This is a genomic window from Thermogutta sp., from assembly GCF_014359955.1.
GTDB lineage: Bacteria > Planctomycetota > Planctomycetia > Pirellulales > Thermoguttaceae > Thermogutta.
In genome coordinates, this window is the sequence record NZ_JACIYL010000056.1 from 1 (window position 1) to 11,033 (window position 11,033).

Below are 11,033 nucleotides of genomic sequence, written 5' to 3' on the forward strand. Positions count from 1 at the left end.
TGCCGACCAACTGATCTTCAAGTCGAGAACTTCACAGACGCAGGATGTGAGCGATCCATTTGCATCGGACTCGGACCCGTCCTTGTCCTGTGCAGCCGGACAGAGAGAACCTGCGGCCAGTAAAGTAGGCGTCGAGGAAAAGCCGCTCGACAAGTCTCTGCCGACACCATGCGGAGCGGCGCAGCGGCAGGAGACATCTCAATCCGAGACGGAGGCGACATTCCAGGCCGAGATCGTGGCCGGTGAGGAAGGTGTTCAAGCCCGTACACCAGCAGGCGCGGCGAGCGACACAACATTGGCCGATGGCCCGGCCCCCTCACCCAGCGAGACCGAGACCACGGGAAGCATGGCGCAAATGGTGACCGGATCTGAACAGTCTGGCACCCAGCAGAATCAACGAGGTTCCGACGATTTTGACTTCGAGACAGCCAACTGTGTTGAGCCGCCAACAGAGGTGGATCATCACCTCTGGCAGACGTTCCTTCAGGAACTGCATCATCGATCACAGGTTTTGCGAAGGTCCGTTACTGAGCTGCGGAAACAGGAAAGCCTCAATCTTTTAAGCAATTTTGATACCGTGGTCGAGCTGGCCCGGACTCTCCACACCATAAAATCGGCTGCTATGGTGGTTCCGGTGGAGGTAGTTGTGCGGGTGACGCACTCCCTGGAAAGTCTCCTTGAAGCGGCTACCCGTTCTGATATCTCCTGGGACATCACAGTGCTTGACAGGTACTGCAACTGGCTGGATCTCTTTCTGAATTGTGCCGGACTGAGCTGGGCGGATCTGAATGAAGTCGGAGAAAATCTGCTTCACGACCTGCAACAGATGATTCCCGCCGAAGCACCGGGGACAACGGTTCAACAGTGACGGGCGAGAGCGGTCTTCGTCCCGGCGAGTTCCTGAGTCGCCGAATAGTCGCGGTCGGTGAAAAATTCGATTTCGAGTGGATAAAGTACCTCGATCAGGGCGGTCGCGGAATGCGGTCGTCGCTCGGGTATCCGTGCGAGAAGGCTCCGCAACAGCCGAACCAGTTCCTGAGGAAGCGTGCCACGCATGGTGCGTGCATTGGGGAGAGGCCAGCTTCGATGCAAGGCGATTAACTGGTCTAACGTCTTCGCATTGAAGGGGCGCCGACCGCAAAGCATTTCGTAAAGAATAATCCCCAGGCTGAAAAGGTCGGACCTGGCATCCGGCCTTCCATCCACAGTCCACCATTCGGGCGCAATGTAATTGAGCGTTCCCGCAATAACTCGGCGGCGATCTTGAATTTCAGCCGGACGAACACAGAAACCGAGGTCGATAAGAGTCACATGATAGTCGGCATTGACGATAATATTCTCCGGTTTAAGGTCAGCATGAATCCAGCCCGCCGCGTGAAGCGCCGCCAGCCCTTCGGCAATCTGGCGTGTCAGCCAGAGGACTTCAGCCGTGGGCAGAGGGGATCGCCGACGGAGCAAGTCTCGCAGGGAGACGCCCTCCAGCCACGGCATGACGATGTACTGCGGCTCGTGTCGTAATTGCCAGGCGAGCACGGGCACGATGTGAGGATGCGTCACGGTTCGGGCAACTTCGACTTCGCGGGCCAGGATGCGCTGGGCAATCGACGAACCGACACATTGAGGGCGGATTGTTTTGACCGCATATTGGGGTGGAGACCCCGGCGAAGCGGATGCTGCCTGCGCCTGGTAAAGCTGTGTCCAGTTGCCTTCTGCTACCTGGCGAATAAGTACCCAGTCGCCGAGCTGGCGCTCGGCAACAGGCGACTCTTGGCAACAGGATCGCTTTGTGGATCCGGCACGCAGAACTGTCATGGCTGACTCGCGACGCTGGGAAGCACACAGCAGGCTGGAACGACCTAGCTCAGACATCGGCCAGCGTGGCCCTGGTGTGAAGAAACCGGCCGTTTAGCCGTCCCTTTGTTACGATTGTCGGCAACGATATGAACGGGACAGCCCGTTCCGCAAACAACACCGGCCTGTCGGTCGCTTCCGGCTCTTGCGGCATATTCCGTACAATAGCGAATTGTGGTCCTGTTCTTGGACAATGAAAAACCTCGGGTGAACGGGAAAAGGACGTTTCCTCCGCTTTTTCAAATGGGATGCCGGGACGAGCACCGATGGTGGGCCGATTCTTTGGTTTGACTCGCCGTGTGAACTCAGAACCTGTGCCAGGCCATTCGTCGGAAGATCTCCTGCGGATTGTGCAGGTCACGAAAGTTTTTCAAATGGGCGAGGTCGCATTAGAAGCCCTGAAAGACGTCAGTTTGGATATCCATGAGGGGGAGTTCCTGGTTATTTTGGGACCGAGTGGCTCGGGCAAGTCCACGTTGCTCAATTTGATCGGGGGACTCGATAGGCCGACCGTGGGCCACGTGTTGTATCGAGGGATGGATCTTTCGGGATTTTCGTATCGAAAACTCACATGGTATCGAAGGGAAGTGATCGGCTTTGTATTTCAGTTTTACAATCTGATCAGCAATTTGACGGCGATGGAAAACGTCATGCTGGCAGCCAACCTTGTTGCCTCCCCGCTGGATCCCTTTGAGGTGCTGGAAAAGGTTGGGCTTCGGGAACGGGCGGACAGCTTCCCCTCCCAGATGTCGGGGGGAGAACAACAGCGGGTGGCCATCGCCCGAGCGTTAGTCAAAAATCCGCCCCTCCTCCTCTGCGATGAGCCGACTGGGGCACTCGACGATGTAACGGGACGGCAGATTTTGCGCTTGCTTCTGGATTTATGTCGCGAAATGAAAAAAACAGTGGTGCTGATAACGCACAATACCGCGATTGCGCAGATGGCTGACCGAGTTGTGCGGCTGCGAAGTGGGCGGATTGTCGAGGTCTTCCACCAACCCCACCCTTTGCCGCCGGAAAGCGTTCAGTGGTAGAACGGCAAAAACCGCTGGGTATGTTTGGGCCCCGATTGCTTAATACGAGCCTATGTTCAGTTTGCTCCATCGGAAACTGTTGAGAGAACTTCTCGCTTCGGGGATGACAGTTCTGGCCATCGTCCTGGTGACGATGGTTGGCATTGCCTGCTTCGTTGCCATGCGGTCAGCGCATCGCAACCTGAGCTGGGCACGCGACTATTATTACTCCCGCGGACGCATGGCGGACTTTTGGATCTCGGTCAAGAAACTCCCGCGGACAGAACTTGCCCGTCTGAAAGATATTCCTGGAATTGTCGAGATCGAACCCCGCATTCGCTTTCCGGTGACCGTCGACTTGCCCGACCAGGACAAGCCACTTGCGGGGGTTGCCCTCAGTTTGCCGGATACCCTTCGTCCCACGCTCAATCAAATTGAGATACTGCGGGGCGGTTATTTTACGGGCACCCAACCGAAGGAAGTGATCGTCAACGACGTCTTTGCACAGGCGCATGGGCTGCGGGTGGGTGACAAGCTGACACTCAATCTGGGGCAGCGGCGGGAGGATTTGACCATAGTGGGGACGGCGTTCAGTTGCGAGTTTGTCTATCCGCTGGGGCCGGCGGCCATCGTTCCCGACCGAGAGGGTTTCGGTATTTTCTATCTCAAGCAAAGTTTTGCCCAGGATGTTTATGACATGGCGGGAGCTGCGAATGAACTCGTGGGCAGATTGACGCCAGCAGGTCGGCAGGCCGTGAGAACCATTCTCGCGGAAGTCGAACGCAGGATAGAAGAATACGGAGTAATCTCCACTATACCGCTGGACGAATATCCCTCAAACACGTTCTTGAGTCAGGAAATTGAAGGATTGCGAACATTCGCTTTTATTATTCCGGCAGTGTTTTTAATCGTCGCAGGAATTATCGTCAATATCGTCATGATTCGACGCATAGAGCAACAAAGGATTGTTATCGGAACTTTAAAAGCGCTTGGGATGGACGATCGCCTCATCGGCTGGCATGTCCTGGAATATGCACTGGTGGTGGGAGCGATTGGAGGTGTGCTGGGATGTGGTTTGGGGCAGTGGCTGGGGGATTCCATGACGCATCTGTATCGGCGGTTCTACGAATTTCCCAGGCTGCCAAGTCGCTGCTATCCTGATTTGCACATCCAGGCGCTGGTGTTGGCAATTTTGGCGTCTGGGGCGGGAGGATGGCAGGGAATGCGACGATCCCTCACCCTGGAACCGGCTACTGCCATGAGGCCGGCCGCACCTTCTATGGGAGGCCGTGTCTTTTTGGAAAAGTTTCGGCTTTTCTGGGAGGTCCTCACTCCGGCGTGGCGGATGGTGGTGCGGTATCTGTTTCGTCATCCTTTTCGAACAGTTGCAGGCCTCGTCACCGGAATCCTGGCCACGGCCGTGATGTCGATGATTCTGTCTCTGGCCGTTGGTATCGACTACCTGATGACGTTTCACTTCGAGTGGGTGTACCGCAGTGATGCAACACTGGTTCTCAAGAACGAGCAGAACGACAGCGTCATGGACGAGGTGCGGCGGCTTCCGGGAGTTCGATGGGTCGAGCCGATTCTGGCTGTCCCCGTGACATTACGATATGAGGCACGCGAAAAGTTGACCACCGTGACCGGCCTGCGGGAGGACCGGTTGCTCACCGTGCCGCGGGATCGGGCAGGCCACGCGATCGCGATCCCGTCGGTTGGGTTTGTGATCAGCCGGCAGCTTGCGCAGGAATTGAAACTTGCGGTGGGAGATAACGTCGAGTGGCGTCCGGTCAAGGGCCGCCGGGATTGGTATCGCTCTCCCATAACATCCATCGCTGACGACTATGTGGGGACGGCAGTCTACGCGAGCATCGCCTATCTCCATCAAGTTCTGGGAGAGGAGTACCCGGTTAATCGAATTCAGATCAGCTTGGATCAAAACCCCCAGCAACGCGTCCGTTTTTTTCAATCGCTTAAAAAACTGGCGGGGATAGAAGAGGTGCTCAATCACGCGGACATGAAAGCTAACCTGGAAAATACGTTGCTGCGTAACATTTGGGCGATTCTTTCTTTCGAAATTGGCTTTGCTGGCTCTCTGTTCTTTGGGGCGTTGCTCAGCGCGGGAGTGATTGCTGTAGAAGAACGACGCCGGGAGTTCGGTGCCCTTTATGTGACCGGTTATACGCCCCTGCAGATTGGCGGATTGCTCGCTCGGGAGCACCTGGTGATTCTGACGCTGGGGCTGATCATGGGGTTGCCCCTGGGCTATGTCCTGACCGATTACGTCGTAGGAACCTATCAGAGCGAGGTCCTCCGCATGCCGCTGTTGTTTCCGCCTCGTGTGTGGTTGCTCACGGCTTTTTGGGGAACGGTGTTTGCGACCGCCTCTCACCTTGTGGTGGAAAACATGATCTGGCGAATCCCGTGGCTGGAAACCATCAAGGCCAACGAGTGAGGGACAGTGAAGATGGCAACTCGGAGAGCGTTTGTGGGAAAAACGGTGCGGGTTTTGGGGACGGTGTTGGTCCTCTGCCTCGTCGGGCTGGTTTTGTATGTTCTTCTTGCCGATTCAAGTCAAGAAAATCAAACCGACGTGGTGCTCTGCCGTCGGGGCACTATCCGGGAGTTTATCAGTGAACGGGGCATGACCCGACTGCCCGAAACCGTCCTGATAAGTATGCCGTTCAACGGTCGGATTGAGGCCATTCCCTGGCGGGAAGGAACAGAAGTGAAAAAAGGCCAGGTTCTCGCTCGGGTTGTACCGGCGGATGTGGAAAACATGCTGGCCGAGGCTCGGGCGGTAGTGGCGCGTGTGGAGGCGGCCATCCGCACCAATCGAGACAATCGGGTGGAAGAAACGGCGCTTCAGCAGGCGCAGCAGTACGTGGAATCGATGAAATCCACGGTGGAGGCGGCAGCGGCTCGGGCCAATGCCAGCGAGGCTCGTTACAACTATGCGGAAACGCGTCTGAAACGGGTAACGGCCCTCGTGGGGTCAGGAGCTGCGTCCCAGGATGATGTCGATCGTGCCGAATTGGCGAGTATTGAGGCTTCACTTGGTTATCGTGAGGATCGCCTGGTCCACGCGGCACTTTCTTCCCTTCAGGCGGCTACGAACCTTTTGCCCACTCTCATTCAGAGGTATATCGAGCACAAATCCCTGGTGGAAGGCGAGCTTCAGCAACAACTGGCGGAAGCCCAAGCACGTTTGAAAATGGCGGAGGAAAATGCCCGACGGGCTGTCATGACAAGCCCCTATGACGGTGTCGTCCTTCACCGCTTTGTGAGCCATGAGCAGTTTCTCACGGCGGGGACCCCGCTTCTGGAAATTGGACGCTGGGAGGATCTGGAAGTGGAAGCCGACATCCTCACGGAGCAGGCTGTTCGCATTCGGCCGGGCATGCCGGTGGATATTTTCCTGGGGGCGAATGAGGACGTGCCAGTCTGTCAGGGCCGGGTTAGCAGGATCTATCCCGCGGCGTTTACCAAATTGAGCTCGCTTGGGGTGGAGGAACAACGCGTGAAAGTTATTGTGGCCCTCACTCCGGAAACGATTGCAAAGCTGCGGGAGCGGTACCATGTGGGGGTTGGCTACCGAGTGCGTGTGCACATCATCACGCAGGAACGGGCCAATGTGCTCATTGTGCCTCGCATTGCCGTGGTACAGCTCGATCAGCAGCACTGGGCTGTGTGGACCCGGAAGGGGGGTGTCCTTCGCCGACAGCCGGTGCAAGTGGGAGTGATGAACGACCGCGAAGCAGAAATCCAAACAGGGCTCAGCGAGGGGGACGAAGTCGTTCTGACGCCGATGAGTCAGTAGCGATGTTAGCTCGTTCTCCGATGGAAAAAAGCAGGGAGATCCGGAGCAGGAAGGAAGAACATCCTGCGGAGCGTTGCCGGGGGAATTGGTCCATGATACGATGGCGGTATGGGAAGTTTGTCGTCGTATGTTCCCCTGGACGGCGATAAGAAGAGGAGATTATCCCCATTACGTCTATGATCCGCCTTTTGCCCCCTCCGAAGTCCGACGAGGATCTCTTCCGAGAATCCACGATGACCTTCGGCGAGCACCTGGAAGAGCTGCGGCAGTGCCTGTTCCGCGCTCTCTGGGGCCTCGCTGTCGGTGTGGTGATCGGTCTGATTTTTGGTAACTGGGTGGTCATGCTGATTCAGCAGCCGCTGGAAAAGGCTCTCACCAAGCATTACGTTCGACTCTCCCAGAGGGAGGTTGCCCGGCAGATTGAGGCGTTACGTGCGGCAGGTGTGGAAACGCCATTCACGGAGGAGGCCGCATCGCAATTTGTCCTGTCGAAGCAGGTGCTTGCGGAAGAGTACCTGGTTTCTCCTCGGGAGTTGGTCGTGCAATTTGCATCGGCTCTCCAGGCGATGCGGAAGAAGTGGCAAGACGATCAAAACGCGGTACGCGGCCTCAGGAAGTTTTTGGAATCGAAGGCCCCTCTCCCGCACGATGTGAATCAGCTCGCACAGCTCCTCCACGGGTTTGAAGCGCTCGAATCGCGCTGGCCGGCTCTGCAGGGTAATACGGGGACGAGCGCACCCTCCGGTGGCTCCGCGGGTTCGCTTTCCTTGAAAGAGATTGCCGCGCTGAAACAGGCGGTTCTATCCGGGAAATCCATCAGCGAGGAGGCCCGGAAAAAGTTAGTGGACGCACTCGGGCAGGTTTATGGCCAGCTTGAGAAAGGAATCGCTACGCTCAGTCGCGAACATGGAGACCTGACAGGCCTGGCCAGTGCGGCTCTTTTGGAGCCGGGACGAGTGGACGATTCCGAATTCATGCACGTATTTCTCTGGAGACCGGCGAAAGAAGATCCACGAGTGCGGGCGAAAAGTTTGAGCGCCCACGAAGCGTTCGCCATCTACATGAAGGCGTCATTTCTCTTTGGCGCGATCATCTCCAGTCCGTGGGTTTTTTACCAGATTTGGTCGTTTGTGGCCGCCGGTTTGTATCGCCATGAACGGCGATTTGTCTATATCTTTTTGCCTTTCAGTCTGGCGCTGTTTCTCGCCGGGGCAGCCCTGGCGTTCCTGTATGTCTTCGAACCAGTTCTCACATTCCTGTTTCAGTTCAATGACTGGCTTGGGATCCAACTGGAGCCGCGAATCAGCGAATGGTTGTCGTTCGTTCTCATCCTGCCGCTGGGATTCGGTATTGGCTTTCAATTGCCGCTGGTGATGCTCTTCCTGGAGCGGATTGGCGTTTTCACACTCCAGGATTACTGGTCGCAATGGCGGATTGCCGTGATTGTCATATTCATCATTGCGGCGATTTTGACGCCTCCCGATCCGTCGAGCCAGCTTCTGATGGCTATTCCCCTCTGCTTGCTCTACTTCGGTGGAATGGCTTTATGCAAATTCTTTCCCCGCAACATCACTGCACCCTCCCGATGATTCAGCGCATTAAACGGGCTCTATCATGGGATCACAGTCCTGAAGCCCATGGTTAAGCCGCGCCGTTAAATTAGCGCGACGTGCAGGAAACTCATCCGCCCACGGATGCCTCGGACGTTCACGCTGGCGGGTTCGGCACGCCGGACTACAAGACCTGGGCGGGCTCGTGAATTACTGCACGCACTTTTGGCAAGTATGGGTGCAAGACTCGATCCCCTGCAGAGGTACTTCGTAAGTTGCCCCCGTTGGTTCATTAGCGACGCAACCGAGCCGTTGCAACGCGGTCAGTAAAATGGATGATCCAGTGCGCGAAACGTTGGAATACGACCTGACAAGGGGCTTTGCGGAGAATTTCCTGGTAGGGGCACGCTTGTCATGCCCAACGAAACGCAAGGCATGGTTTAACGTTGGATGGCGAACGTGACAAGCAGCTCTGCCCGGTTGAATTTCGCTTCCACCCGAACTGTGGTGGACGTTCGCCTTCCGGTTGGCGGAGAAAATTGCGGTGGTTCAGGCACTCTGCCGGTCTTTTAACTTGGGCCACCGTACCCTGGCAGATTTTCAGTGCACTATCGCGCCGGGACAACCCAGACTTTCTCCACCAGGTCGGGGGCGTCCTCCGGGCCAGAAATCTGGACGACCATGGTAGGATGCTCCTCGTCGGCTGTCAGTTCGACTTCGCCGGGTTTTTGGCCTGCCTGCGCACCATTTATGGACACCTGCACGGGTGCCACGGATTTTCCGAGTTTTTGCGTGGGTTGGGCAATAAACGTGACTGTGACGTTGGACGATTTCAGAACGGCACCGCAACGGTAGGTCGTGCCAGGCTTGATGATCATGGCTGCGCTTGTCCAGATTTTGTCATTGCCACGAGTTGTGACTGTCCAGCGGTCCGGGGTATCGACAGGCAAGGTGTGGAGAGTGAAGTCGGGGTTATAAACAAGGTTTTGGGGTGGATCGGTCGGACGCAGCGCGATTTCGATCTCCTTGGTTTCCCCATCGGCGAGGCTTACGGACGCCCTGGACGGTAACGCACCGGGGCGATACACGGCAAGCTCGTAGGCTCCGGACGGCAGGTTATGGAATTCAGCCTGGCCCAACCATTGGTCCGCGGCAGTCGTGCTTTGTACCTGGGTGAGAGTGGAATAGGGGGAGCCAACCAGCACAACACGCGCTTCCTGGTCATTGTTTTCCACGAGCCCGGGGGCTGTCACGCGCACAATGAGATGAGCTCTGCCAGGCCCGGTGCCAGGTTTCAGCCCGAGGGTGAAAACAGTGTACAGAACATCCGCAGTTACACGGGCGGTTTCCAACGCACTTTCCAGGATAATCGGCTCCACCTGAGAGCGGTCCGGATTCGGCTGTGACACAAGCGGCAGGGCTCTTTCCGCACGTTCTTTGGAGAATTCCACGAGGCCTTCAATTCGCTTCAGCAATCCGGCCACGGCCTCGTCATCGGTGTTGCCAAGGAGTTTGGGCCGATATCCTTTGATCGAGATGAGTTCGGCTTTAACCCAGTTTTCCAGCTCCCCGTGGTGAGGACAATTTTCTTTGGCGTGAGGGGGCGCCCCCACGTCTTCAACAAAGTGAACAAGGGGGCCCAGTTGCCGGCAGGCGTTGGTGGGTGTCTCCGTGCGGAGCGCCAACAGGGCACGGCGGAAGTAGGGTTCGAAGGTCACCCTGACCGACGGCATGACATGGCCCACGTGCCTCGGAAGATCAGGAATGAGAAGGAAATCATCGGCGTAAAAGCTTCCCAGATCACGTCCCCGGTGATCGGGAAGCCAGCAGTATTCCTCGAGGGCTGCCACGTTCGACGCGCCGAGCTTCTCCTTGACCTCTTCAAGATTGGGAAGGACTTCCAAAGCCGCCCGCGTGATCTGCGGATGGGGGCCCCATGCACGGGCGACCCCCACGAAAAGCCCGAGGATTCCCACAGCCGCACATGCATACCGCAGCATAGCTCACCTCCAGGTGTTTACCGTTGGTGCCATTTCAAATTCTGCCGCGAGGTTGGACAAAAAATGTTTTGGCTACTCTTTCGAGGAACCAGCCCAGGTGGGCGGGCGGTTGAGCCAATCGATGTTGGAAATGCGGGCCAGGGCAATTTGAAGTGCGTGTGTCCCACTGCGCGCATGACCGCATGCCGCGACTGCGAGATAAAGCTGCTCGGCGAGCGCCAGACCAGGGAGCACGAGTCCCATGCGCTTGGCCTCCTGGATGGCGATGCCAAGGTCCTTGATGAGATGTTCCACGTAGAAACCCGGTTCGAACCGATTTTGGATGATTCGGGGGCCCAGGTTAGAGATGGACCAGCTTCCGGCTGCACCGGAGGCCACAGACTCGATCACTTTATTGAGATCGAGCCCCGCCCGATAGGCATAGAGAAGTCCCTCGCACACGCCGACCATCGTCGAGGCAATGAGAATCTGGTTGGTCATTTTGGCGTGTTGGCCTGCTCCGGGACCCCCGTGATGGACGATGGTTTTGCCCATCAGACGGAAGCACGGCATGACCGCCTCCACAACTTCCGGATGGCCGCCAATCATAATGGAGAGACGCCCCTCCCGAGCCCCCACATCTCCGCCCGAGACGGGAGCATCCAGGGCATGGCAGCCTTTGGACTGGGCAGCCTCGTGGATCTCGATGGCCAGTTTGGGTTCATTCGTGGTCATCTCGACGATGATCCCCCCAGGGGCCAGCCCTTGAAGGACTCCCTGTGGGCCGAGAATCACCTCGCGGACGTCATGCGGATATCCG

Annotated in this window: 8 protein-coding genes; 5 read left to right on the forward strand and 3 right to left on the reverse strand. The window is 57.0% G+C overall.

Annotated elements, in window-relative coordinates; genetic code table 11:
- A partial coding sequence (locus tag H5U08_RS03215; protein ID WP_297030031.1) for an Hpt domain-containing protein occupies positions 1 to 868 on the forward strand: 868 nt, incomplete at its 5' end.
- Here H5U08_RS03215 and H5U08_RS03220 read toward each other — a convergent pair.
- Positions 859 to 1,812 (reverse strand): serine/threonine-protein kinase, encoded by a 954-nt coding sequence (locus H5U08_RS03220; RefSeq protein WP_297030033.1) that lies wholly within the window; start codon positions 1,810 to 1,812, stop codon positions 859 to 861. The genes H5U08_RS03215 and H5U08_RS03220 overlap by 10 nt on opposite strands.
- Before the next feature lie 413 nt (positions 1,813 to 2,225).
- On the opposite strand from H5U08_RS03220, the gene H5U08_RS03225 reads away from it, so the two are divergent.
- The 4 genes from H5U08_RS03225 to tatC all read left to right on the forward strand — a co-directional run bounded on the left by H5U08_RS03225 (position 2,226) and on the right by tatC (position 8,273).
- Positions 2,226 to 2,885 carry an ABC transporter ATP-binding protein gene (locus H5U08_RS03225; RefSeq protein ID WP_366493956.1) on the forward strand — a complete coding sequence of 220 codons (660 nt, stop codon included), beginning with the start codon at positions 2,226 to 2,228 and terminating at the stop codon, positions 2,883 to 2,885.
- Positions 2,886 to 2,937: 52 nt separating this feature from the next.
- Positions 2,938 to 5,319, forward strand: a complete 2,382-nt coding sequence (locus tag H5U08_RS03230) for an ABC transporter permease (protein ID WP_297030039.1) — start codon at positions 2,938 to 2,940, stop codon at positions 5,317 to 5,319.
- A 12-nt stretch (positions 5,320 to 5,331) separates the two neighbouring features.
- Positions 5,332 to 6,684, forward strand: a complete 1,353-nt coding sequence (locus tag H5U08_RS03235; protein WP_297030041.1) for an HlyD family efflux transporter periplasmic adaptor subunit — start codon at positions 5,332 to 5,334, stop codon at positions 6,682 to 6,684.
- 233 nt (positions 6,685 to 6,917) lie between these two features.
- Positions 6,918 to 8,273: a twin-arginine translocase subunit TatC gene (gene tatC / locus H5U08_RS03240; protein ID WP_297030044.1), complete on the forward strand. Its 1,356-nt coding sequence runs from the start codon at positions 6,918 to 6,920 to the stop codon at positions 8,271 to 8,273.
- A gap of 569 nt (positions 8,274 to 8,842) precedes the next feature.
- Here the strand turns inward: tatC and H5U08_RS03245 are convergent.
- Together H5U08_RS03245 and H5U08_RS03250 are read right to left on the reverse strand one after the other, a co-directional pair.
- Positions 8,843 to 10,234: a hypothetical protein gene (locus H5U08_RS03245; RefSeq protein WP_297030047.1), complete on the reverse strand. Its 1,392-nt coding sequence runs from the start codon at positions 10,232 to 10,234 to the stop codon at positions 8,843 to 8,845.
- Positions 10,235 to 10,306: 72 nt separating this feature from the next.
- The coding region (locus H5U08_RS03250; RefSeq protein ID WP_297030049.1) for an NAD(P)-dependent oxidoreductase at positions 10,307 to 11,033 on the reverse strand (727 nt) is incomplete at its 5' end.

Bases quoted from the DNA above. Each gene is read 5' to 3' on its own strand.
- tatC (WP_297030044.1), top strand. From the start codon at position 6,918: ATGACCTTCGGCGAGCACCTGGAAGAGCTGCGGCAGTGCCTGTTCCGC.
- H5U08_RS03245 (WP_297030047.1), bottom strand. From the start codon at position 10,234: ATGCTGCGGTATGCATGTGCGGCTGTGGGAATCCTCGGGCTTTTCGTG.
- H5U08_RS03235 (WP_297030041.1), top strand. From the start codon at position 5,332: ATGGCAACTCGGAGAGCGTTTGTGGGAAAAACGGTGCGGGTTTTGGGG.
- H5U08_RS03230 (WP_297030039.1), top strand. From the start codon at position 2,938: ATGTTCAGTTTGCTCCATCGGAAACTGTTGAGAGAACTTCTCGCTTCG.
- H5U08_RS03225 (WP_366493956.1), top strand. From the start codon at position 2,226: ATGGGCGAGGTCGCATTAGAAGCCCTGAAAGACGTCAGTTTGGATATC.
- H5U08_RS03220 (WP_297030033.1), bottom strand. From the start codon at position 1,812: ATGACAGTTCTGCGTGCCGGATCCACAAAGCGATCCTGTTGCCAAGAG.